Here is a 24,204-nt window from a genome sequence, read left to right on the forward strand (position 1 = left end):
ATACGCGCGTCTTTCAGGATCGCCCGCATGGTATTCAGCGTGGCCATGCACGTCGTCGGGGACACGATCCAGACCCGCGCGGCGAACCCTTCACGCACGACATCGGGCAGACGCGCGTGCAGTTCGGCATAAATCGCCTCAGAAGGTACGAACATCAAGGCACCGTCCGCGGTTTCCCCGTCCAGTATGTACTTTTCGGAAATCGCCTTGATATGCACTTTCACCGCAGCGCCGAAGGCCCGCAGGCATCTATCGACATCCGCCTTCGTCTGCGCAGCGGCCAGCGCCTCGAAATCCTCCAACGGGAATTTTGCGTCGATCACGATCGGTCCCGGCGGGTTCGGCAAGTGAATCAGGCAATCCGCCCGCCTGCCGTTCGACAAAGTGGCCTGCAACGAATAGCTGTCAGCGGGCAGCGCCTTGGACACGATATCGTTCAGCTGGATTTCCCCGAACATCCCGCGCCTCTGCTTGTTTGACAGGATATCCTGCAAAGACAGCACGTCGCCTGACAGTTTGGTGATATTGTCCTGCGCCTTGTCGATGGCGGCCAGGCGTTCCTGCAACTGGGTCAGCGAGGTCGCCGTCTGCTTCGACGAGCCATGCAACGTCTCTTTCATCCGTTCCTGCATCTCGGCCAGTGCACGCGCCGATTTCATCGCGTTATCCGCCAGCCGGTCATTCATCTGTTGCTGAACCGAAGTCAAACGCGCCTCGACCGTTTGAATCACCTGCATCTGCGCGTTGGCCTGAGTGTCCGAGACATGCTGAAGCCCACCGCGCAACTGTTCCTGCCCCTGGCCCAGTTGTTGAACATGCTGACCCAGATGCGCCATCTGCCGCGCCAGAGGTTCCGCCATCCGGGCCGAGCGGTTGGCCGCCCGCAACGACAGGAACAGCAGCAGCAGAATCAACGCCACCACGCCACCCCCGACCAGTATGACAGGGTCATTCAATGCATATTGGGTGCCTGCAATCTCGATCATCACAACTCGCGTGTTCTTGTTTTATTCTTCATAGCCCCGCCGGGCCGCAGGATCAACTGCGTCCGAACAGGCGTTCGATATCGCTGAGTTTCAGTTCCACATAGGTTGGTCGCCCATGGTTGCACTGGCCTGAATGCGGCGTCGCCTCCATCTCGCGCAGCAGGGCATTCATTTCTTCAGCCCGCATCCGACGGCCGGATCGGATCGACCCATGGCAGGCCACCCGGCTGAGGATCGCCTCGATCCTTGCCTGCACCATCTGACTTTCGCCCTGATCGGCGAGTTCATCCAGGATATCGAGGATCATCGCGCGCGCATCGACTTCGCCCAGAATGGCGGGGGTTTCGCGCACGGCAATGGCACCTCCGCCGAAGGGCTCGATGGTCAGGCCAAGGCGCGTCAGGTCATCTGCGACGGCCATCAGGCGGGCGCAATCCCCGTCGGACAATTCCACGATTTCCGGAATCAGCAGGGCCTGCGCCGCGACGCCATTCTCGGCCATCTGCGTTTTCAGCTTTTCATAAACCAGCCGTTCATGTGCTGCATGCTGATCTACGATCACCATGCCATCGGCGGTCTGGGCAATGATGTAATTCTCGTGCACCTGTCCGCGGGCTGCACCCAGCGGCAGATCCTGCGCCTGAGGCTGCTCCTGCACCTCGGCGACCTGCGCAACCGGGGTCGGCTCGACAATGCTGCCGCTGTAGTCATTGGCCAGCTCGGCAAAACCCGGAGCCTGCGCGCGATACGCCGCCGTGCGCGCGGCAGGCGACGGGCGATCCATCTGGTAAACCCGCGCCAGAGCAGGCTGTGCGGGTTCCGGCCGCATCGCGCCCAGCGTCGCATTCGCCACGGTCGAAGATGCCCTGTGCCCGGCTTCCGCCAAAGCATGGCGCAGACTGGACACGATCAGCCCGCGCGCGACACCGGGATCCCGGAACCGAACCTCGGATTTCGCGGGGTGGACGTTCACGTCAACCAGCGTGGGGTCACAGTCGATGAACAACGCCGCAGCCGGGTGCCGGTCGCGGCTCAGGAAATCGAAATAGGCCGCCCGCAGCGCGCCGGTCAGCATCTTGTCGCGCACGGGGCGTCCATTGACGAAAAGATACTGTGCCACGGCAGCCCCCCGCGAATAGGTCGGCAGGGCGGCATAGCCGTAAAGCCGGATGCCATCACGCGAGGCATCAATCTGCAAAGCGTTTTCTGCAAATTCGCGCCCGATCACGCGGGCCAGTCGGGCGTGGAGCGCATCAAACAGATCTCCGTTCTCGTGATCCGCGCGGAAGGTCACGCGACCCTCTCCGCCGCCGGATACATCACGCAGGGCGAATGTCACGGAAGGTTCGGCCATGGCCAACCGTTTCACAATGTCTGTGATCGCCTGCCCCTCGGCCCGGTCCGTGCGCATGAATTTCAAGCGGGCGGGCGTGGCGTAGAACAGATCGCGCAGTTCGACCACAGTCCCCGCGCGCAGGGCGGCGGGTTTGACCGCATCCATCTTGCCACCCGCGACATGCACCTGCGCCGCATCCGCGCCGGGAACGCGACTGGTTATGGTCAGACGCCCAACAGCACCCAGGGATGGCAGCGCCTCCCCCCGAAACCCGAAAGTGTGGATGTTCAGCAGATCCGAACCGTCAATCTTTGACGTGGCATGGCGGGACAGGGCCAGCGGCAGATCTTCCGCCGCGATACCGCAGCCATCATCCGTGACCCGGATCAGGGTCTTGCCGCCATCCGCGACTTCGATGGCGATCCGCGTGGCCCCGGCATCGATTGCATTCTCGACCAGTTCCTTGACTGCCGAGGCCGGTCGTTCCACCACCTCACCAGCCGCGATGCGGTTGATAGCGGCGTCGTCGAGCTGCCTAATTACGGGGCGTTTTTCGCTGATATTGGGGTTTACCTGCGCCATACCCCTACACCTAGCATAGTCGAGCACGATTCTGCCACCGGTTTGAACCGCAGTTTTCAATGAGAGGGGGCGCCCGGGTATCCGCGAACGATAACTCATTCAGGATCACCCGGACGTGCCAAGTGAGTGGTGTGTTTCAGCTAATTTATGAGACCGCGTGTATCATGCACCTGTCGGAAAATCTGCTTAAGATTCTCGGGCTCAGTTTCTTGGCAGAGATTGGCCGATGACGTGCGGGCATGTGTGGCGGGAAAATGCCTGATCAGGCAGATATGCGCGCGCCGATCCTGCCCCGGCAGGGCCCGAACATCGCTGCCCCAGTAAGAATCAGGCCTGACATCGTGGCGATCATACCCGCTGCGCTGACGGCATCCGCGCCACCCAGCCACAACGGGCCATAACCTGCCAGCACATAGCCCGACACCGCCGAGGCAATGGCGAACACAACGCTCCAGGCAATCTGCGCTTCCAGCCGGTTGGTCAACATCCGCGCCGCGGCGGGCGGGCAGATGAACATGGCGATCACGATGATCGAGCCCACCGCGTCAAAGGCCGCCACCGCCGCAATTGCCGCGGTGATGACCAATGCCATGCCCAGAATGCCGGTGCGAATGCCGATTGTCCGGGCAAAGCCTTCGTCGAAGGTAGAGATTTTCAGCGGCCGCCAGAACAGCCAGGTGAACAAAGACACACCGACCAGTGTCAGCGCAATGCGGGGCAATTCCGGGGGCAGCCCGGACAGCGCCTCTGTGTCCAGCAAAGATGACCATCCGGTGGCGTCCAGCCAGATCAGGCTTTCGAGATTGCCGTAAAGCGCATGTTCCACATCCAGATGCACCGTCGACGTATCCGTCTGCTCGAGCAGCAGGACGCCCGCGGCGAACATGGTGGTAAAGACCACGCCCATGGCGGCCCCGGGTTCGATCTGACCCAATCGGCGAATGGTTTCGATCAGCACCACGGCCACAACGGCAGCGCCCGCCGCGCCCAGCATCATCGGCCAGGTCGATATCGCCCCTGTGATCAGAAACGCCACGACGATCCCCGGCAGCACCACATGGCTGATCGCGTCTCCGATCAGTGCCTGTTTGCGCAACACCAGAAAATTGCCGGGCAACGCGCAGGCAATGGCCGCAAACGTGCCGATCAGCAACGGTGTCAGAGACAGGGGAACAAATTCTTCACCACTCATACCGGCACCCCCATTGGCCCGCCGATGCGACGGTCTATCTCGGCGATCTGGTCGCGGGTCAGGACGGTTTCGATGTCCCGTAACCCATCATAAAGCGCGGCTGTTGCCTCATGCGCCTGATCTGCGCGCACGATTTCCCAGCGCTTTTCGTCCCGCAACGCCTTGGCCGCGCGGGCTTTGCCAATGTCGGTCGCAACACCGTCCGCGCGTACCAGCCCGGCGCGGCGCAGCAAGCGCAGGGTCAGGGGCTCGTAGATCTTTTGCCCCTGCGCCAAGGCCAAAAGTCCCTGACGAATATGCACCCGACGTTGAAAGCGCAAATGGCGCAACACCGCCGCCAAAACGCCACGTATCGGCGCCAGAAACAAAGACACGACAAAGAAGGCAAAGCTGACCAGAACGATGATCGGCCCCGTCGGAAGGTTTGGCGCCGAGGCCGAAATGGCCGCGCCAATATACCCCGCCAACCCGCCGGCCAATCCCGCAAGCAGAACCACATGGTCCGAGCGTTCGGACCAGAATCGCGCGGTCACGGCGGGAATGATCAGCAAAGCCACGATCAGAATCAGACCCACGATTTTCAGGCCAACCACGGTCACGGCCATGACCAAACCCATCATGGCCAGATCGATCCTGTGCACCGGCAATCCGCGGGCTGCGGCGTATTCAGGATCGAAGGCCACAAGAATCATCGGGCGACGAATGATCATGACCAGCAGCAGCGTCGCGGCGCCACCGATCGCAATGATCATCGCATCAGCCCAAAGCATCCCGGCAGTGGACCCCAAAAGGAAACCTTCCAGCCCGGCCTGACGTCCTACGCCCATCGTCTGTATGATCGTCAGCAACACGATGCCAAAGCCGAAGAAGACCGACAGGACCGCTCCGATGGCGGCATCTTCGGCCAAGCGCGTGTGACGCGTCAGCCAGTTCATGCAGAGAAGGCCGATCCAGGCCGAGATGGCCGATCCTGCCAACAGGCCCAGCAGGTTGCGCCCGTCTCCTCCCAGTGCGACCAACATCATGAAAGCCAGACAGACGCCCGGCAGGGTTGCGTGGCTGATTGCGTCACTGACCAAGGCGCGCTTGCGCAGAAACAGAAACGTCCCCGTCACACCGGCTGAAACACCCAGCAAGGTTGCACCGATGGCGACCAGCGTGGCGTTGTAGCCAAGTTGTAGGGTCAGAGCATCCCAAAGCATGCGTTACCCCAGCGTGCGCGATATCTGATCGATCTGCGCGGTTGCCAGTCGACCGCCATATGCTGATTGCAACGTTTCCGCCGTGAAGGCCTCGGCCACTGGTCCCTCGGCCACCTTGCGGGTGTTGATCAGGAAGACATGGTCGAAGTAATCGGTCACGGTCGCAAGGTCGTGATGCACCACGACAACCGTCTTGCCCGCCTCTTTCAGGGATTTCAGAACCGAGATAATGGCTTTCTCGGTGGCGGCATCGACGCCTGCAAAAGGTTCGTCCAGAAGATACAGATCAGCGCCTTGCGCCAGTGCGCGCGCCAGAAACACGCGTTGCTGCTGCCCGCCGGACAGCTGCCCGATCTGGCGATCCGCGAAATCCCGCATTCCCACACGGTGCAAACAATCCATTGCGCACGCCTTGTGGCGGGCACGCACGCGGCCCAGCAAGCCAAGTTCGCGCGACAGACCCATCAGAACAACATCGATGACGCGCGTTGGAAAATCCCAATCCACGCTGGCGCGCTGAGGAACATAGGCAATGCGCGCGCGCTGCGTGCCCAATGGCTGGCCGAACACGGTCACCTTACCTGACAAAGGGGAAACGATGCCAAGCGCCGCCTTGAGCAATGTGGATTTCCCAGCCCCGTTCGGCCCGATGATCGCGGTCATCGCCCCGGGCTGTACGGTCATGTCAACTGAAAACACCGCAGGTTTCTGGCCGTATGAGACCGTCAGGCCGCGCAGGGCAAGGGGGCTGTCGGCCAACCCGTTGTCTTCAACGGTCACGCCTTCATTGCTGATCAGGCCCAGCATCGATCAAAACCCCGCCGACAGTTTACCGTCCATGCCTCGATCTGGCACATCGCCACCCAAAGCACTGGCAATGACCGTGATGTTATGATCCAGCATACCAAGATAGGTGCCTTCATAGGTTCCTTCTTCACCCATGGCGTCCGAGAACAACTCGCCCCCCACGTGCACCTCATGTCCCTTGGCGGCCGCGCCCTCGATCAGCGCGCGGATTGAACGATCCGAGACCGAGCTTTCGACGAAAACAGCCGTGATCTTGCGGTCAACCAGCAGATCGACCAATTCGCCTATCCGGTTCAGTCCCGCCTCGGACTGGGTCGAGATGCCCTGAATTCCCAGAACCTCGAACCCGAAACTTTCACCAAAGTAACCAAAGGCATCATGGGCGGTTACAAGAACCTTGTTGTTGTCGGGAACGGACGCCAGAACTTGATCTGCATAGGCTGTCAGACGATCGATATCTGCCAGGTGAGCCTGCGCGTTCGCTGCAAAAACCTCGGCCGCTTCAGGACGGACCTCGGTGAGGGCTGCCTGAACTTCAAGCACAACGTCGCGCCACAATTCGGGCGTCATCCAAACATGCGGATCATATTTGTCGGCATAATCGTCATGCGCGCGCAGCTTCGACGTGTCGATACCTTCGGCAACTGCAACCACGGTCCGCTTGCGTTCAAGGTCATGGAAGAAATCTTCCATCTGCGCTTCGAGGTACAAACCATGCCACAGGATCAGATCCGCACGCGTCATTGCCACGATATCGCTGCGGGTCTGACGATAGGCATGCGGGTCGACGCCCGGCCCCATCAGCCCCTTGACGTCAACCTGATCACCACCAACCTGACGTGCCGCGTCGGCAATCATACCCGTCGTGGCCACAATCTTGAGGGGGGCATCGGCCCAGGCCGTGACCGGCAAGGAAAAGGCCAGCGCCAATACCGCAAGAAAATTCCGGCGAATCATCTTCTACCTCAGTTTTTGCATCGCGTTCGAACTGAATATGAGAACCATTCGCAAGTAAGTCAACGCTAATGCGAATTATTCGCAAGAAAGTGGCTGTATTTTGTCCATTTGGTCAAAAATTATCCAAACATTGCCCACCTGCATCTTCCATTCCCCGGTCTCCCGTGCGATTTTGTCGCAAACCTCCCAAAGGACGTGACAATGGATACGCAGAGCTCAGAAAGCCCCGTGCGCACCGCGCATCTGCCGCAAGTGACCGAACCCCGGAACCCCGGAATGGAACTGGATCTGGACTGGGTGCGCGCCGTTCAGGCCAATACTTCCGCGATTGAACGCCGTGCGGCCACATTGCCGGGCCGCCGTTCGGTCAAGAAGGAATATCAGGCTGCGTGGCTGCTGAAAGCCATCACGATGATCGACCTAACCACGCTGTCGGGCGATGATACGGTGGGCCGTGTGCGCCGCCTGTGTGCAAAGGCCCGTCAGCCGGTTGCGCCTTCGGTTCTTCAGGCGCTGGACATGCCGCCGATCACAACCGGGGCGGTTTGTGTCTATCACGACATGATCGAAACCGCCGTAGACGCTCTGAAAGGCACTGGCATTCCGGTCGCTGCCGTGTCCACCGGCTTTCCCGCAGGCCTGTCCCCGTTCCATCTGCGCGTGGCTGAGATCGAGGAAAGCGTGAAGGCCGGGGCCGAGGAAATCGACATCGTAATCTCGCGCCGTCACGTGCTGTCGGGGGACTGGCAGGCCCTGTATGATGAGATGAAGGCGTTCCGCGTGGCTTGTGGCGATGCCCATGTCAAAGCCATTCTTGCGACCGGAGAATTGGGTAGCCTGCGCAATGTCGCGCGCGCCTCGCTGGTGTGCATGATGGCCGGGGCGGATTTCATCAAGACCTCGACCGGCAAGGAAAGCGTCAACGCCACCCTGCCCGTGTCGTTGGTGATGATCCGCGCGATCCGCGACTATTATGACCGCACCGGATATCGGGTCGGCTACAAGCCTGCGGGTGGTATTTCGAAAGCCAAGGACGCGCTGGTTTATCTGTCGCTGATCAAGGACGAGCTGGGTGATCGCTGGCTGGAACCGGATCTGTTCCGCTTTGGCGCCTCATCGTTGCTGGGCGATATCGAGCGGCAGTTGGAACACTATGTCACCGGGGCTTACTCGGCTGGTTACAGACACTCGATGGGCTGAGCTCGTGGGTATGTCTGGACAGTGAGTATTTGGGAAAAGATGAAGTCATGACAGTCAAAGAGATTTTTGAGACCATGGAATACGGCCCCACCCCCGAAAGCGCCGCCGAGGCACTGGCCTGGCTGGTCGATCAGGGCGACAAGTTCGGACACTATATCGATGGTGCTTTCACCAAGCCGGGCAAAGGGTTTGACAGCCGCAACCCGGCGACCGGGGAGGTTCTGGCCAAGCTGACGCAGGCCAAGCAGGCCGACGTGGACGCCGCTGTTGCCGCCGCGCGCAAGGCTCAGCCGAAATGGGAGAAACTGGGCGGCGCGGGCCGTGCGCGGTATCTGTATGCAATTGCGCGCCTGCTGCAAAAGCATTCGCGTCTGTTTGCGGTGCTGGAAAGCCTCGACAACGGCAAACCGATCCGGGAATCGCGTGACATCGATATTCCGCTGGCGCAGCGGCATTTCTATTACCACGCCGGTATGGCGCAGCTGATGGAAGGCGAGCTGCCCGACGCTGAAGCGCTGGGAGTGTGCGGTCAGATCATTCCGTGGAACTTCCCCCTGCTGATGTTGGCGTGGAAGATCGCGCCTGCGCTGGCAATGGGAAATACGGTGGTTCTGAAACCCGCTGAATATACCTCGCTGACGGCGCTGTTATTTGCCGATATCTGCACACAGGCCGGTCTGCCGAAAGGTGTCGTCAACATCGTCACCGGAGACGGTGCCGTGGGCGAGATGATCGTGGCCTCGGACGTGGACAAGATTGCCTTTACCGGCTCGACTGTTGTGGGCCGCCGCATCCGTGAGGCCACTGCCGGATCTGGTAAGGAACTGACATTGGAGTTGGGCGGCAAATCCGCGTACATCGTCTTTGATGACGCCGATATCGACTCGGCCATCGAAGGGCTGGTGGATGCGATCTGGTTCAATCAGGGTCAGGTCTGTTGTGCGGGTTCGCGCCTGCTGGTGCAGGAAGGCATCGCCGACCGTTTCCACGATAAGCTGCGCGCCCGGATGGACACGCTGCGCGTCGGCAATCCGCTGGACAAATGTATCGACGTGGGCGCGGTTGTGGACCCGGTTCAGTTGCAGACCATCAAAGGAATGGTCGAAAGCAACACAGCGGGCCATGTGCATCAAGCTGCCTGCAATCTTCCCGCAAACGGCTGCTACTACCCGCCGACACTGATCTCGGGGCTCGAGACCTCGGACCCGTTGATGCAGGAAGAGATCTTTGGCCCGGTGCTGGTGTCTTCGACTTTCCGCACACCGGAAGAGGCTGTCGAGCTGGCCAACAACACCCGGTATGGTCTGGCGGCGACCGTCTGGACCGAGAATGTGAACCTTGCGCTGGATATCGCGCCCAAGCTGGTTGCGGGCGTCGTCTGGGTGAATGCCACCAATCTGTTTGACGCCGCTGCCGGGTTCGGTGGGGTCCGCGAAAGCGGCTTTGGCCGCGAAGGTGGTTGGGAAGGGCTGACCGCCTATACCAGACCCAAGGGTAAGGCCAAGCCGCTGGCAAAGGTCGAGGCAGCCATGGGCGAAGGGGCACCGGTCGACCCGATTGACCGCACTGCCAAGTTGTATGTCGGCGGCAAGCAGGCGCGGCCCGATGGTGGTTATTCGAAACCGGTCTGGGGCAAGTCCGGCCTGCTGGGCCATGTGGGTCTCGCCAACCGCAAGGACGTGCGCAACGCAGTTGAGGCCGCGGCGGGCGCAAAAGGCTGGTCCAAGTCCACCGGCCATCTGCGCGCGCAGATCCTGTATTACATCGGTGAAAACCTCTCGGCCCGTTCCGACGAGTTTGCGCTTCGCATCGACGCGATGACCGGTCGCAAGGACGGCGCGAAAGAGGTCGACGCCGCGATCCAGCGCCTGTTCACCGCTGCTGCCTGGGCCGACAAGTATGACGGTCAGGTGCATGGTGTTCCGATCCGGGGCGTGGCGATTGCGATGAAGGAACCGGTGGGCGTGATTGGCGCGCTTTGCGCGGATGAGGCACCGCTGCTGGGTCTGGTGTCGGCCATGGCGCCTGCGATCGCGATGGGCAACCGCGTGGTTCTGGTGGCTTCCGAGCCCTACCCGCTTGCGGCGACGGATTTCTACCAGATCCTTGAGACTTCGGACATGCCCGCTGGCGTGGTCAACATCCTGACGGGCAGCCATGCGGAACTGGCCAAACCCCTGGCCTCGCATCTGAATGTCGACGCGGTCTGGTCGTTCTCGTCCACCGACCTGTCGAAAGAGATCGAGGTTGTTTCAGCCGGGAACCTGAAACGGACCTGGGTGAATAACGCCACGGCATTCGATTGGGGCATGGACCATTCCCGCCGCTTCCTTCAGGCTTCGACCGAAGTGAAAAACATCTGGGTGCCCTACGGAGAATAGGGCTCCCGCCAAGGGAGGCCTACATGGATTTTTTGGGAAAAACCGTCATCGTCATTGGTGGCACCAGTGGCATCAACCGGGGCATCGCCGAGGCCTTCGCGGCCTCGGGTGCGAAACTGGCCGTGGCCAGCCGGTCTCAGGACAAGGTGGATGACACCGTCGCTGCGCTGAAGGCGGCAGGCGCGGCCGAGGCCATCGGCGCGGCCTTTGACGTGCGTGAAGCCGAGGCGGTCGCGGAGGGGCTGAAACAGTTCCACGCGGCGCTCGGCGATTTCGACGTGCTGGTTTCGGGCGCGGCGGGCAATTTCCCGGCGCTGGCGTCCGAAATGTCAGTCAACGCGTTCAAGACCGTGATCGATATCGACTTGATGGGCACGATCCACGTGATGAAGGGGGCGTATCCGTTCCTCAAACGCCCCGGTGCCAGCATCATCAATATCTCGGCCCCGCAATCCTATCTGCCGTATGAGGGCCAGTCCCATGTCTGCGCCGCCAAGGCAGGGGTGGATCAGATCACCCGCACGCTGTCGATGGAATGGGGTGTCGAGGGGATCAGGGTGAATTCGGTTGTGCCGGGGTTCATCGAAGGCACCGAAGGTGCGAAACGCCTTGCGCCCACCCAAAACGCCCACGAAGAACTGCGCAAGGACGTGCCGTTGGGCCGCTGGGGCACCACGAGGGACGTGGCCAATGCCTGCCTGTTCCTCAGCTCGGATCTGGCCAGTTATATCAGCGGTACGGTTCTGGCCGTGGACGGGGCACTCTATCAGCGCGGATCGGGCAAGTTCGGGCAGATGATGGGCGATATGCTGCGGAGTATGAAAAAGGGGTGAGCCGCAGCTTACCCCTTGCAGTTCAGTTCGTTGTTTCCAGTCCCACCGGCTTGCCAACGACGACAAAGTGCAGACCGTCCGGGTCGAGCAGTTCGGCAGCAACCCGGTTCACATCGTCCAATGTCACCGCGTTCACCTTGTCATTGCGGGTGGCGATATAGTCGATTGGCAGGCCTTCCATCTGCATTCCGACCATGATCGCAGCAATCTGACCATTGCCATCGAACCGCAGCGGATAGGCGCCGGTCAGATAGGTCTTGGCATCGTCCAGTTCCTTCTGCGTCACCCCTTCGGCGGCGGCGCGCGCCCATTCGTTGCGAATTACCTCTATCGCCTCGGCAATGCGGTCATTGGCCGATGAGACCGACCCCAGATAAACCGAGGCCAGATCCTTGGGCACCAGATAAGTCCCGACCCCATAGGTCAGGCCGCGCTTTTCGCGCACCTCCTGCATCAGCCGGCTTTCAAACCCGCCGCCGCCAAGAATGTGGTTCAGAACGAAGGCCGCAAAGAAATCCGGGTCATCCCGATCAATCCCGGCCTGACCGAACAAGGCCACGGACTGAGGCGTGTCGAATTCGACAACGCTGACGCCGCCGGGAATGTTCACCTCGGCCTTGCCCGGGATGGGCTTGCCGGTGTCCGGCAAGTCGCCAAGCAGGGTATCAAGCAGGATACCCAGTTCCTCTGCCGTGATATCGCCGACGGCCCCCACATACAGACGATCCTTGGCGAACACGCCTTCATAAGCCGCGACCACGTCGTCACGGGTCAGGGCCGAGACGCTTTCGATGGTGCCTTTCCCTTCGGATCCATAGGGGTGATCGCCGTAAGCCATCTGCGCAAAGGTGAGACCTGCAATTTCGTTCGGGTCAGTCTGGTCCGAGCGCAGGCCCGACAGAATCTGCGCGCGCACCCGGTCAACCGCATCCTGATCAAAACGCGGTTCGTGGATCGTCGTGCGCAGCAAATCGACCACTTCACCCCGGTTTTCGGACAGAAAACGCGCGGAAATCGAAACTGAATCGTCGCCGGCATTGTATCGGAAAGAAGCCGCCAGAGCCTCCAGCTTGCGGGCATAAGTCCGCGCATCCATGTCGCCCGCGCCTTCTTCGATCAGGCCGCTCATAAGGTTGACCGCGCCGCGTTTGTCAGGGTCGTCCAGTGACGTACCACCACGGAACCGCAACTCCAGCGCGGTGAATGGGATGGAATGATCCTCGACCAGCCAGGCTTTGATGCCACCGGGCGAGGTCACTTCTTCGATCTCGATCTCGGCCAAAGCCGGCAGCGCGACCAGACAGGCAATCAGCGTTGCAACAAACCGTTTCATTGCGTCACCTCGTCATCGCGCATCAGCCAGCCGGTGACCGACGCCTCGGGTTGCAGAACTTCGCGGGCTGCGGCGATGATTTCATCCCCGGTCACGGCCTGAAGGATCTCGGGCCAGGCCTGTACATCGTCGACGGTCAGGCCGCTGGTCAGGGCCCGGCCATAGCGGTTGCCGATGCCGTCCACGTTGTCGCGCGCATAGGTCTGGGCGGCGCGCAGCTGCATCTTGATGCGCTCAAGATCGTCTTCGTTCACACCTTCGGCGATGAAGTCGGCCACGGCCTGGTCCATGGCGTCTTCGGCCTCTTGCAGGGAAACACTCTCGGCCGGAACGACGATCAGATCAAAGGTCGTGTCATCCAACGAAACACCGCGATAGAACGCTCCGGCATAGACGGCCTTTCGCTGATCAAACTGCAACTTTTCGTTCAGGTAAGACGTCGTGCTGCCGCCCAGCAACTCGGCCAGCAGAAACAGAGCCGCCGCTTTTTCCTGTTCACCCGGATCGCGTTCGGGGGCCAGATAGCTGCGCTGAACGTAAGGCTGGGCGACGCGCGGGTCCTTGAAGGTCAGGCGGCGCTCGGCCGTTTGCGGCGGCTCTTGGGACCGTACCCGCTCGGGCAGGTCCGGGTTGGCGGGAATCACACCGTAATACTGTTCGGCAAGCGCGCGGACTTCAGCGGGATCGACATCGCCCGTGACCACCAGAATGGCGTTGTTGGGCGCATAGTGGGTCTGGTAGAAGGACAGCGCGTCCTCCATGTCCAGATCCTCCATCTCGTGCATCCAGCCGATGATCGGCACGCCGTAGCGGTGGTTCAGATACTGGGCCGCACTCATCTGTTCGCCGAACAGGGCGCGCGGGTTGTTTTCGGTGCGCTGGTTGCGTTCCTCAAGGATCACGTCCCGTTCGGTCAGAATGTCCTCTTCGCTCAGTCGAAGGTTCCGCATCCGGTCGGATTCCATCCGCATCATCAGTTCAAGCCTGTCGGCGGCGACACGCTGAAAATAGGCTGTGTAGTCATACGAGGTGAAGGCGTTGTCATTGCCGCCATTGGCAGCAACAGTGGCAGAGAACTCTCCCGGGGCCAGCGTGTCGGTGCCTTTGAACAGCAGGTGCTCCAGGAAATGCGCCACGCCGGATGATCCGATCGGCTCATCCGCCGATCCGGCGCGGTACCAGACCATATGTTGCACGACCGGGGCACGGTGGTCTTCGACCACGACGACATCCATGCCGTTGTCCAAAGTGAATGTGGTGACCGCTTCTTTCCCGTCCTCGGCAAATACCGGGGCGGCAGCGATCAGGGCAGCCGACAAGGCCAAGGCCCGAACCATAGGGCATCCTCCGTTTCGTTTCTGGTATTCAAACTACGGTGACGCGGCCCGGGTTCAAGCCCGATGACGGAAAGTTAAGAATTATTCACCCGGCGGCGAAGAAGGGGTTTCGATCCCGGCCCGACGGGCGGCTTCTGTTTCCGCGAACGGATCGATCGATTGTTTTTCGTAAACCTGACCATAGCGGTCGACCGGGAACAGACGCAGACCGGTCCAACGCCCCCGGCGTTTGCGGAACGCGGCGTCATCAGCCTCGACCACCTGCCGCGCATCGGGGGAAACACCATAGCGGCTGGAGGCCGTGACAAGCGCTGCATCCGAGGATGGCACAGCCGTATTCGGGTTCAGCGCAGCAGCATTGCCGCCCAGCGCAGCCACCGCATCGGCATTTGGGTTCGGATCCGTCAGATTCGCGCCACCCGGCGTGGGTGCAGGCAAGAACGCATAGTCCTGAGGTTGGGTCAGCGGCTTGACCGGCAACACGGAAAACTCATCCGGCCCCGGGCCCGGAGGCGCCAGATCCCGCAGACCGGGATTCGAACACGCCGCAACCGCAGCGGCAACAGTCAAAACAAATAGGGCGCGCGGCATCCGCATTGGTGTCTCCAGCCTGTTTCAGGCGCTTTTATCGCATATCATTCCGCGCGTCACGAGGCCTTTTTACCGTCAAACAGCACCAGCCCGATGGCTCCTGCAAATATGAAGACATCTGCGAGGTTGAAAACAAACGGATTGTTGATGCCGCAACAGGACATGTTCAGGAAATCCAGAACAAAGCCGTAAAGAGCCCGATCCACCACATTCGCAAGCGCACCGCCGATCAGTAGGCCGCCGCAAAACAACATCAGCCCTGAATGGGCTGCACGGCTGAGCCAGACAAGCACGCCAACACAGATCACCAGGGAAATACCGATCAGAATCCAGCGCGCAGCCTCCGAGTTTCCTTGCAGCAGCCCGAAATTGATGCCGCGGTTCTCGCCGTATTTGAACACCAGCAGCGGCGGCACAACATCAATGCCGCCGGGCTGATCGGCCACGCGCATGACATGAACGACCAGATATTTGCTGATCTGGTCGATCGCAAAGGCGGCCAGCGCCGCCCAGAGAAGCAGGCGTGACCGCATCAGTGACGGAAATGGCGCATGCCGGTAAAGACCATGGCCAGGCCCGCCTCATCCGCGGCGGCGATGACGTCATCGTCACGCATGGACCCACCGGGCTGGATCACACAGGTTGCGCCTGCCTCGGCCGCTTCCATCAGGCCGTCAGGGAAGGGGAAAAACGCGTCCGAAGCAACGGCCGAACCGATGGTCAGCGGTTGGGCCAAGCCCAGCGCGTCGGCCATACGTTCGGCTTTCTTGGCGGCGATCAGGGCCGAGTCCACACGGCTCATCTGGCCCGCGCCGACGCCCACGGTGGCGCCGTCTTTGACATAGACGATGGCGTTGGATTTGACGTGTTTGGCCACTTTCCAGGCAAACAAAAGGTCACGCATCTGTTCCTCGGTCGGGGCTTTCTTGGTCACGACCTTGAGGTCGTCCATGCCGACAAAGCCGTTATCCTTGTCTTGCACCAGCAACCCGCCGGCCACCTGACGCACGGTTTTCCCGCCGGCGGTCACATCAGGCAGCGCTTCGGTCGTCAGCAGGCGCAGGTTCTTCTTGGCGGCAAAAATCGCCTTGGCCTCATCCGATGCGCCGGGGGCGATCACGACTTCGGTGAAAATCCCGGTGATCTCCTGCGCGGTTTCGGCGTCCAGGGGCTGATTCAACGCCACGATCCCGCCGAAGGCCGAGGTGCGGTCGCAGTCGAAAGCCGACTTATACGCGTCCAGCAAGGTCGCGCCTATGGCAACACCGCAGGGGTTGGCATGTTTGATGATGGCGCAAGCCGCGCCTTTCGCCGGATCAAACTCGGCCACCAGCTCAAACGCCGCGTCGGTGTCGTTGATGTTGTTGTAGCTCAGTTCCTTGCCCTGATGCTGAACGGCGGTGGCGACGCCGGGGCGGTTGGTGCCGTCGGCGTAGAACGCGGCCTGCTGGTGGCTGTTCTCGCCATAGCGCAAGGTCTGTTTCAGCTCACCGGCAAATGCGCGGCGCTTGGGGGCGTCCAGTTGCAGCGCGTCGGCCATCCAGTTTGAAACAGCGGTGTCATACGCGGCGGTCCGAGCATACGCCTTTTGCGCCAGCCATTGGCGGAAGCCATAGGACGTTTTGCCGTAATTCTCTTCCAGCTGATCCAGAAGCGACGAGTAATCCTCGACATCCACCACCACGTTCACGAAGGCATGGTTTTTTGAGGCCGCGCGGATCATCGCCGGGCCGCCGATATCGATATTCTCGATACATTCGTCATAGCCCGCGCCTTTGGCGACCGTCGCTTCGAATGGATAGAGGTTCACCACAAGCAGGTCGATGGCGCCGATGCCGTGTTCGTCCATCGCCGCGACGTGGGTGTCATTGTCGCGCAGGGCCAGCAACCCTCCATGCACCATCGGGTGCAGGGTCTTGACCCGGCCATCCATCATCTCGGGGAACCCGGTGATCTCGCTGACATCCTTCACCGCAAGCCCTGCATCGCGCAGCGCCTTGGCGGTACCGCCGGTCGACAACAGTTCGATCCCGCGCTCGGCCAGCGCCTTGCCCAGCTCGATCAGCCCGGTTTTGTCGGATACGGAAAGCAACGCGCGGCGCACGGGGTGAAGATCGGTCATGGGTCCAAAGGTCCTTTTGGCGTCAGTCAAACTTGGGCTCGTCCCGGTGCGTATCGCGCACGGCATAGGCTGTATCCTGCGCCTTGCTCAGCGTCCACCGGATGCGCGTCGCATACTCCATTGCGCGGCCAGATAGAACGATCTGTTTTGTCGCGCGTGGCTTTAAACGGCCTTTTTCTAGATAAACACTTGGTTCAACAGATAATTTTCCCACGCCATCATGGCGGAAAACCCAGATTTCACCGCTTTTGAGCGCCATCGACACCGCCGCGCCGCCCAAATCCAGCGCCGCATCGACATCCGGATGCAGGTGAAACCGGATGTCATAGCCAATGCCTTTGAGGCCCGAAGCGTCCATCGCCTTGTCAAATTGACGCTTTGCCTTGTCGGTCGCCGTCAGCAGAATATCCTCGACCGTCAGCTCGCGCCCATCAAATCGCAATTCAAAAGTCCGCGCATGGGTCAGACCAAAAACCTTGGCATACCCATCATGCCCCGCCATAAAGCGGATGCCCTCGAACGCATCCTCGAAATCAACGGGCACCTCCTGTGGCGCGTCGACCAGCGCCTGCGCTTCACGCCCCGGCACCGGGTTGGCCAGCCGGGCGCTTGAGAACCCATCCAGGCAAAGCGTCGAGTGCGACGGCGTCGCCCGTCCTGCACGGCGCCATTCCAAACCGAAACTAGCCCCCGACCCGCAATTCACGATCAGCGGCCGCCGCCCCGAGGTCAGCTCGAACGCCAGAGTAGAGGCATGCGCATTGTACGAGGCCGCCCCCGACGGCGGCACGCTGGCATCCACGATCACCGTGGTGCGCGCAGCAGACAAGCGGGCATAACCCATTGGCAGTTCGGTTGCCGCCTTGTGCTTGACGCCGCTTTGCGCAAGGGCCTGTTCCAGTCGCCCCTCGACACCGCGCCCACCGCCATGGAACCGTGCCAACGCCCCATCTGCATGGCGCAGGCTGCGCAGGGTCGGCGCGATCCGTTTGATCGCATTGGCCTGAGCGGCAGGCGTCCCGCGACCAAGATCATTCAACGCCGCCGAAGTCCAGCTGAGCAGCGTGAAAACCTCGAGCAATTCTTCCGGGTTGCGGGTTGGAATTCCGCCCTGCGCATCCACCTGACGGTCGCATTCCCCGGCCAGGGCGCGCAGGGCCGGGTCGGCCATCCGCTCCAGCCCCTCCAGCGCCAGCCCGGCCTGTACCAGTCCGGCCAGCGCCTCGAACCGGGGCAGTCCCGGGGTCGCGGCATGCCAGCGTTTGGACAGGAACCATGTTTGCTGCGCCAGCGAGCGGAAAAACAGTTTGCTTTGTTCTTCATCCGCCCCTCGCAGCAGAATAAGCGCGTGGTTGATCCAGCGCATCACCCGACGTCCGGTCAGATCAGGCGCCCAGCCGGGCCCTTGCCCGCGCCCATGAGATTCGATCCACCCCCAGACCCAGCGCTGCGCCTTTTCCCGCGCGCGCATGTCTCCGACCGCGGCCAGATCATCCAGCCACGCAAAGCCGTGACGTTCTTCGTCAAAGCCGGCACTGGGGGCGGTGACGTCCCAAAGCCCGGTATCTTCGGCCTCGACCAGATACCCGGCGAACAACAGATTTCCGGCAACCAGTTGCCGGCCACGTGCGAACGAACCCACCGAGCGCGGATCCGGTTGCGCAACAAACCCTGTGACCGCCTTTTGCCGCTGGCTCAGGCGCGCATAGAAACGGTTTTGAAACCGCATCCACCGACTGGCCATGGTGTCCGAATTTGACATGCGCGTGTTACTCTGCCCCTTGCGCTCTGCTGGCGCTTGAGACCCAACGATAGACCGCGCCGATCGTCAAGTCATCGAAAAGCGTGCGCTCAGGCGGATTTGTTCAGGCAGGCGATATAGAACCCGTCCATACCCCCGCGATCGGGCCAGTAGTCGGGCCGTAGACGCAGGCCGCCTTCCTCGGTGATCCAATTGTCTTCGATGCCGGAGAGCTTCAGTGCCTCGCGATCAACACGCATGTCCGAATACATGCCCAGCGCGTCTTCGATCTGAACCTCGCCCTCATCCGGCAATAGCGAACAGGTGCAATAGACCAGCCGCCCGCCGGGTTTCAGCAGCGTCCACGCATGGGCCAGCATCTGCGCCTGCAATTCGATCAATCCGCCAAATTCCGAGCCATCCTTGGCAAATGGCAAGTCAGGATGCCTGCGGATCGTACCCGTGGCCGAGCAGGGCGCGTCCAGCAAAATTGCGTCGTACTGACCCTGATGGTCCAGCGCGTCACCCACGATGACCTCTGCCTGCAACCCGGTCCGGGCGAGGTTTTCGCGCACTCGTTCTATGCGTGATTCCGACACGTCAAGTGCCGTGACATCGGCCCCTGCGGCCGCAAGCTGCATCGTTTTCCCACCCGGCGCCGCACACAGATCCAGCACTTTCTGGCCCGCCTTCGGGGCCAGAACGCGAACCGGCAATGCGGCTGCCGCATCCTGCACCCACCAGTCTCCGGCCTTGTACCCCGGCAGGGTCGAGACCTGACCCGCATCGTGCAACCGCACCGTCCCGGTCGGAAGGATCTCGCCTGAAGGGCCTTCCGCCCCGGGTTTCATGGTAAGGTCCAGTGGCGCACCCGCGAAATGTGCCTGCTCCATTCCGGCAACCGCTTCGGCACGCCACGCCGCGATCAGGGGGTCCCGCAGCCACTCCGGCAGGCGCGGGACACGCATTTTCGGCCATGCTTCGGGACCCTCGGACGCCACCTTGCGCAAAACGGCATTCACCAGCCCTTTCAGACGCCCGTGCTTGCGCGAGCGGCTGATGATTTCAACCATGGAGTTCACCACCCCATGCGCGGCTTCCCCGTTGCACAGCTCGACCGCGCCCAACCTCAGCGCGTTGTGTACGGTCAGGGCGGGTGTTCGGTTCAGGTGGTTGTCCAGCAGACGGTCGGCGCGCTCCAGCCCGCGCAGGGTTTCGGATGCCAACCGCTGCGCGCGCGCGCGATCCTCTGGACCCAACCGATCCAAAGCACCCGCAGCCAGGCATTCAGACAACAGGCGACCTTCGCCCAGAACCTGATCCAGAAGATAGATTGCGCTGCGCCGTGCTGCTGTCGCGCTGTTAGACATGGTACCGCCTTCATGTGACCTGCGCCCGCATTGCCAATGGCGGACGCGGGCGTATATCAAGACTGCGCAAGGAAAGGAACCCAATGTCATGAGTGACGACCACAAGGAGTTGCCCCCCGCCGCCCAGCGTGCACTGGCCGAAGCGGAAGAACGCCGCCGCAAAGCCAAAGCCAAAGCCCGGGAATTGCCGAAAGAACTGGGTGGCCGGGACGGGCCGGACCCCGCCCGTTACGGTGACTGGGAAAAGAAGGGCATCGCCATCGATTTCTGAACGGTCAACCACGCAGCGCCTTGAGGAAATCCTCGATCAGGGCACGCTGTTTTCTGGACTTCGCCCGGTCTTCAGGCCAGGTCAGCCAGTACCCGTCTTTGGTGTGCAATTCGGGTAAATCCAGCCGGCGCAACCGCCCCTCTTGCAGATCGGCAAGGGCCAAGGGCACCGATCCCAAAACCACACCCATGCCGCGCAGCGCAGCCGAAATCGCATGTTCCATCGAATCAAAGCTGATTTTTGATTGCGGCAGGTCTTGCTGGCCGTTTTTCTGGCTCCACTCTCTCCAGCCGGGGCGTTCTCCGCGCAGATCAATCAATGGGGCGCCCCAGTCAACACCCGGCGGCGCCATGGGTGCAAGGACCTCAGGCGCGATCAGGGCGGCATCACGCCCGGCCCAGATGCCCCGACCATATCGGATTTGCAGCCAGGTTCGTTCTTCGTCCAAAGACGACCGGCGCGCGACCGAGTCGGTCATTACCCGAACCCCTGGCTGCATCTCGTGAAACCGGGTCAGCGCCGGCAGGACCAATGCGTGGATATTCGACGACAAGCCGGCCACGCGCAGCTCGCGCGGGGATTTGCCAAACAGGTCCTCGGTATTGCGCTCCAGCGCGCGAAGGCTGTCCTGCACCAAGGGCAGATAGCTTTCACCTTCGACCGTCAGTGACACGCCCCGCGCCTCGCGCACGAACAAGGATCGGCCCAGCCAGGCTTCGAGGTTGCCGATCCGCTGGCTGACAGCGGCCTGCGTCAGCCCGAACTCCTTGGCTGCTGCCGAGAACCCACCAAGACGCCCGGCGGCCTCGAACACGCGCAGCCAGTCCAGTGGCGGTAGTCCGGTCTTTTTCTTAGTCATTAGATTTTCCAAGCCTCAGCCGAAATAAGGATTAATTGTCGTAATGCCATGAACAGCGTATCTGCTCAACCAAAGCTCGCGCCGAACAGGAGACCCCAAATGCTGCGCACCGCCACCCATGACACTTCGGTCGTCACCGTCGCGTTCGACACAGGAACGCAAGCCCGCTTTCACGCCGTCTGGTTGCGTGACAACGCGCTGGACCCGGAAACACGCGCCCCGGGCAACGGCCAGCGACTGATCACTATCGGCGATATCCCTGCTGACATTTCGGTCAGTTCAGCCGAGGTTGTCGCGGGCAGCCTTCAGGTCACGTTCCAGCCCGAAGACAAAACCGTTACCTTCCCGGCCGAATGGCTGGCCGAACACAACTATGATTGCGAACGGGACGACACGCTGGGCCGCACCGGCCCCGGCATCATCACCTGGGAGGGCGGGTTCGCCGCACCCTCTGGCGATTGGAACGAGGTCCATGCCAGCCCTGCGGCCAAACGCAACTGGCTGGCGTCTGTGGCGAGTTACGGCTTTGCCAAGCTGACGGGCGGGCCAACCGAACCAGAGTCGCTTTTGAAAGTGGCCGACCTGTTCGGCTATGTCCGCGAAACCAACTATGGCCCTTATTTCGAGGTTCGGACGGAAGTGAACCCGACCAACCTCGCCTATACCGGGCTTGGCTTGCAGGCCCACACCGACAACCCCTATCGCGACCCTGTGCCGACGCTGCAAATCCTCTATTGTCTGGAAAACAGCGCCGAAGGGGGCGACTCGATCGTGGTCGACGGCTTTCGCGCTGCCGAAAAGCTGCGTGCGCAGGACCCCGAAGGATTTGCGCTGCTGGCAGGCTACCCGGCGCGGTTTGAATACAAGGGGTCAGACGGTGTCTGCCTGCGGTCTCGCCGTCCGATGATCGAATTGTCGCCGGATGGCGAACTGGTTGGCATCCGCTTCAACAACCGCTCTTCCGCACCCTTCGTTGATGTGCCCTTCGATCAGATGGAGGCCTACTACGCGGCTTACCGCCAACTGGGCGAGATAATCGACGATCCGGCGATGGGTGTGTCGTTCAAACTGGAGCCGGGCGAAAGCTTCATCGTCGACAACACCCGAGTCCTGCACGCGCGGCTGGGCTATTCCGGCGCGGGTTCGCGCTGGTTGCAGGGGTGCTATGCCGACAAGGACGGGTTGCTGTCCACACTGGCGGCAATGGAGATGGCGCAGCCGGAGGCGGCGGAATGAAACCCGATTTCTCGACCCTGAACCGGGACAATATCGTCGCCTTCATCGGGGATATCTTCGAACGCCGCGGCGGTGAGGAATATCTGGGCGAACCCGTCACCATGGCCCAGCACATGCTGCAAGGCGCGACAATTGCCGAACAGAACGGTCAACCTGAAGAGATCATCGTCGGCGCTCTGTTGCATGATATCGGCCATTTCACGTCCGAATTCGGAACCTACCACCCGGATGACACCGAAGACCGTCATCATGAGGACGCGGGCGCCGAGGTGCTGGAGCAGTTCTTCCCCTCGGTCATCACTGATTGCTGCCGCTATCACGTGGCCGCCAAACGGTATCTGTGCGCCACCAAACCCGAGTATTTCAACCGCCTCTCTGCCGCCTCGGTCCATACCTTGGAGCTGCAAGGCGGCCCGATGAGCGCCGAAGAAGTCGCCGCCTTCGAATCCAATCCCAACCTGAAAGAGATCATTCAGGTCCGGTATCTGGATGAGGCCGGCAAACGGGCGGATATGGAGACGCCGGATTTCGCCCATTTCGCACCGATGGTGCAGCGCATGGTCGACAAACACCTGGGGGCATCATGACCGCACCCGAGTACATCTTCGAGGCCAGCTCCAAGCCATCCTTGCCGTGGCACGAGGTTCCTCTGATCCGGGCGACGGACAGCACGGTCAAAGGGTACGGCTGTCTGGTCGACGACCCCGAAACCTTTGAAATCGAAATCGTACGCTGGCCGCAGCAGGGCTGGCGACCGATTGACGACGGCACCGGCGACGAAGGCGGCTGGGTTGAAGGCACGTTCAAATGCGACTGGCAGGGTGACGTGCTTTACGGTGAGAACGAGGCTGTCAAAGGCCATTACGTGCTGGGTTGGTCCGCCGACCCTCAGCAGGCGCAAACCGACCGGCAAACGACCCCACGGGATCAGGTGTTGCTGTGGCATATGAACTATCACCCCGATGGCGGGCAGATGTTCTGGCCGCTGGACAACAAGCCCTTCATCGTGCCCGCGGCCCTGCCTGGCGACAATCTGACCCCGGACAAGGTTGTGGCGTTCTGGTGTGACGAAACAAGGGGGCTCTATATCCATCCTGGCATATGGCATGAAGGGATTTTCCCGGTTGAAGACAACCAACGCTTCCTTGACCGACAAGGGGCCGTTCACGCGCGGGTCAGCGCGGATATCGGGACCGAGTTCGGCGTCTATCTCGCGTGTCCCCTACGGGCCGACAAGATCAGGAACCTGTGACCAGAGCATTTTGATGAGCGGAACGTTTGTGGGCGATCCAGACTTGCACCGCCAACAGATACGGAAGAAAGAACGCGAAATTCTGAATCAGATCGAACGGGCCCGAGAAATCGGGCTCTGACCCCACCCCTCCGGTCAGCAGATACCAAATCGTATAGTGGACGCGGTAAAGCCACGACCCCAACGCCAGCCAGAACAGCCGCAATCCCCATGCCCAATGTCCTGCGCGATCCCCTTCCACAGCCTTGCGCGCCACCATCACCGCAGCCGTGAAAAGACACAGCCCGTACAGAAAGAAGGCGGCAGACATCAGCGGCCCACCGATGGTTCCACGCAGGGGAATATAGCTCATGCCCGCCAGCCCGGTGATCCATGCCAGCACCACCAGACAGGCTCCCATCATGCGGTGAAATCGATTGTACCTGAGCCGCAGCCCCTTCAACAGTTGAAGCGGGACGAGTGCGACCAGAAAAGAACCTGCCAGAATGTGCACCATCATCGCGGCATTGCCGACATCCTCGCCATCAGCGAACAAATAGCTGTGCCGAGCAGCGTCCTGCGAAAACCCGACGTCGATCGTGTCGAACCCATGCATCACAAAGGGCAGCAGAGTCAG

22 protein-coding genes are annotated in these 24,204 nt (G+C 61.3%); 7 read left to right on the forward strand and 15 right to left on the reverse strand.

What is annotated here, in order from left to right; genetic code table 11:
• From AC2FNN_RS16855 to AC2FNN_RS16880, 6 genes are all read right to left on the reverse strand, one after another.
• A partial coding sequence (locus tag AC2FNN_RS16855; RefSeq protein ID WP_496759658.1) for a DNA recombination protein RmuC occupies positions 1 to 986 on the reverse strand: 986 nt, incomplete at its 3' end.
• Between the two features lie 52 nt (positions 987 to 1,038).
• Complete coding sequence (gene mutL / locus AC2FNN_RS16860) at positions 1,039 to 2,904, reverse strand: DNA mismatch repair endonuclease MutL (RefSeq protein WP_496759659.1); 1,866 nt, start codon at positions 2,902 to 2,904, stop codon at positions 1,039 to 1,041.
• Positions 2,905 to 3,166: 262 nt separating this feature from the next.
• On the reverse strand, positions 3,167 to 4,096 hold the full coding sequence (locus tag AC2FNN_RS16865; RefSeq protein WP_496759660.1) for a metal ABC transporter permease: 930 nt from the start codon (positions 4,094 to 4,096) through the stop codon (positions 3,167 to 3,169).
• A complete protein-coding gene (locus tag AC2FNN_RS16870; RefSeq protein WP_496759661.1) occupies positions 4,093 to 5,298 on the reverse strand; it encodes a metal ABC transporter permease in 1,206 nt (401 codons plus the stop codon). The genes AC2FNN_RS16865 and AC2FNN_RS16870 overlap by 4 nt, the downstream gene beginning before the upstream one ends.
• A gap of 3 nt (positions 5,299 to 5,301) precedes the next feature.
• Positions 5,302 to 6,105: a metal ABC transporter ATP-binding protein gene (locus AC2FNN_RS16875; protein ID WP_496759662.1), complete on the reverse strand. Its 804-nt coding sequence runs from the start codon at positions 6,103 to 6,105 to the stop codon at positions 5,302 to 5,304.
• 3 nt (positions 6,106 to 6,108) lie between these two features.
• The gene (locus tag AC2FNN_RS16880) at positions 6,109 to 7,062 is read right to left on the reverse strand and encodes a metal ABC transporter solute-binding protein, Zn/Mn family (protein WP_496759664.1); all 954 of its coding nucleotides are present in this window, start codon (positions 7,060 to 7,062) and stop codon (positions 6,109 to 6,111) included.
• A 201-nt stretch (positions 7,063 to 7,263) separates the two neighbouring features.
• Here AC2FNN_RS16880 and deoC point away from each other — a divergent pair, with 201 nt between their 5' ends.
• Genes deoC through AC2FNN_RS16895 form a run of 3 tightly spaced genes read left to right on the forward strand, consistent with a single transcriptional unit; the run spans position 7,264 to position 11,476 of the window.
• Positions 7,264 to 8,262, forward strand: a complete 999-nt coding sequence (gene deoC / locus AC2FNN_RS16885) for a deoxyribose-phosphate aldolase (protein ID WP_480474226.1) — start codon at positions 7,264 to 7,266, stop codon at positions 8,260 to 8,262.
• 47 nt (positions 8,263 to 8,309) lie between these two features.
• Positions 8,310 to 10,643 (forward strand): aldehyde dehydrogenase family protein, encoded by a 2,334-nt coding sequence (locus AC2FNN_RS16890; RefSeq protein ID WP_496759665.1) that lies wholly within the window; start codon positions 8,310 to 8,312, stop codon positions 10,641 to 10,643.
• A 23-nt stretch (positions 10,644 to 10,666) separates the two neighbouring features.
• On the forward strand, positions 10,667 to 11,476 hold the full coding sequence (locus AC2FNN_RS16895; protein ID WP_496759666.1) for an SDR family oxidoreductase: 810 nt from the start codon (positions 10,667 to 10,669) through the stop codon (positions 11,474 to 11,476).
• Positions 11,477 to 11,498: 22 nt separating this feature from the next.
• On the opposite strand, the gene AC2FNN_RS16900 is transcribed toward AC2FNN_RS16895, so the two are convergent.
• The 7 genes from AC2FNN_RS16900 to AC2FNN_RS16930 form a co-directional block, all read right to left on the reverse strand.
• Complete coding sequence (locus AC2FNN_RS16900; protein WP_496759667.1) at positions 11,499 to 12,809, reverse strand: M16 family metallopeptidase; 1,311 nt, start codon at positions 12,807 to 12,809, stop codon at positions 11,499 to 11,501.
• Positions 12,806 to 14,146 (reverse strand): M16 family metallopeptidase, encoded by a 1,341-nt coding sequence (locus tag AC2FNN_RS16905; protein WP_496759668.1) that lies wholly within the window; start codon positions 14,144 to 14,146, stop codon positions 12,806 to 12,808. Before AC2FNN_RS16905 ends, AC2FNN_RS16900 begins: the two co-directional genes overlap by 4 nt.
• Positions 14,147 to 14,227: 81 nt before the next feature.
• Positions 14,228 to 14,743: a DUF3035 domain-containing protein gene (locus tag AC2FNN_RS16910; protein ID WP_299639955.1), complete on the reverse strand. Its 516-nt coding sequence runs from the start codon at positions 14,741 to 14,743 to the stop codon at positions 14,228 to 14,230.
• Between the two features lie 50 nt (positions 14,744 to 14,793).
• Positions 14,794 to 15,270, reverse strand: a complete 477-nt coding sequence (lspA, locus tag AC2FNN_RS16915) for a signal peptidase II (protein WP_496759669.1) — start codon at positions 15,268 to 15,270, stop codon at positions 14,794 to 14,796.
• Positions 15,270 to 16,859 (reverse strand): bifunctional phosphoribosylaminoimidazolecarboxamide formyltransferase/IMP cyclohydrolase, encoded by a 1,590-nt coding sequence (gene purH, locus AC2FNN_RS16920; RefSeq protein WP_496759670.1) that lies wholly within the window; start codon positions 16,857 to 16,859, stop codon positions 15,270 to 15,272. Before purH ends, lspA begins: the two co-directional genes overlap by 1 nt.
• A 22-nt stretch (positions 16,860 to 16,881) precedes the next feature.
• Entirely contained in the window at positions 16,882 to 18,621 is a 1,740-nt protein-coding gene (locus AC2FNN_RS16925; RefSeq protein ID WP_496759671.1) for a heparinase II/III family protein, read from the reverse strand.
• Positions 18,622 to 18,710: 89 nt separating this feature from the next.
• Positions 18,711 to 19,970, reverse strand: a complete 1,260-nt coding sequence (locus AC2FNN_RS16930; RefSeq protein WP_496759672.1) for an RsmB/NOP family class I SAM-dependent RNA methyltransferase — start codon at positions 19,968 to 19,970, stop codon at positions 18,711 to 18,713.
• Positions 19,971 to 20,058: 88 nt separating this feature from the next.
• Here AC2FNN_RS16930 and AC2FNN_RS16935 point away from each other — a divergent pair, with 88 nt between their 5' ends.
• On the forward strand, positions 20,059 to 20,241 hold the full coding sequence (locus tag AC2FNN_RS16935) for a DUF1674 domain-containing protein (RefSeq protein WP_496759674.1): 183 nt from the start codon (positions 20,059 to 20,061) through the stop codon (positions 20,239 to 20,241).
• Positions 20,242 to 20,245: 4 nt separating this feature from the next.
• Here AC2FNN_RS16935 and AC2FNN_RS16940 read toward each other — a convergent pair whose 3' ends face one another.
• Positions 20,246 to 21,100, reverse strand: a complete 855-nt coding sequence (locus AC2FNN_RS16940; protein ID WP_496759675.1) for a LysR family transcriptional regulator — start codon at positions 21,098 to 21,100, stop codon at positions 20,246 to 20,248.
• Positions 21,101 to 21,199: 99 nt separating this feature from the next.
• On the opposite strand from AC2FNN_RS16940, the gene tmpA reads away from it, so the two are divergent.
• The 3 genes from tmpA to AC2FNN_RS16955 are packed head-to-tail and all read left to right on the forward strand — an operon-like array spanning position 21,200 to position 23,588.
• Complete coding sequence (gene tmpA / locus AC2FNN_RS16945; protein WP_496759676.1) at positions 21,200 to 22,336, forward strand: 2-trimethylaminoethylphosphonate dioxygenase; 1,137 nt, start codon at positions 21,200 to 21,202, stop codon at positions 22,334 to 22,336.
• A complete protein-coding gene (gene tmpB / locus AC2FNN_RS16950; protein WP_171117191.1) occupies positions 22,333 to 22,923 on the forward strand; it encodes a (R)-1-hydroxy-2-trimethylaminoethylphosphonate oxygenase in 591 nt (196 codons plus the stop codon). Before tmpA ends, tmpB begins: the two co-directional genes overlap by 4 nt.
• Positions 22,920 to 23,588 (forward strand): ureidoglycolate lyase, encoded by a 669-nt coding sequence (locus AC2FNN_RS16955; protein WP_496759678.1) that lies wholly within the window; start codon positions 22,920 to 22,922, stop codon positions 23,586 to 23,588. Before tmpB ends, AC2FNN_RS16955 begins: the two co-directional genes overlap by 4 nt.
• Here AC2FNN_RS16955 and AC2FNN_RS16960 read toward each other — a convergent pair.
• On the reverse strand, positions 23,575 to 24,204 hold a 630-nt coding region (locus tag AC2FNN_RS16960; RefSeq protein WP_496759679.1), incomplete at its 5' end, for a DUF2306 domain-containing protein. The two genes, AC2FNN_RS16955 and AC2FNN_RS16960, sit on opposite strands and share 14 nt — an antisense overlap.

Source organism: Ruegeria sp. BHSA118, from assembly GCF_059613405.1.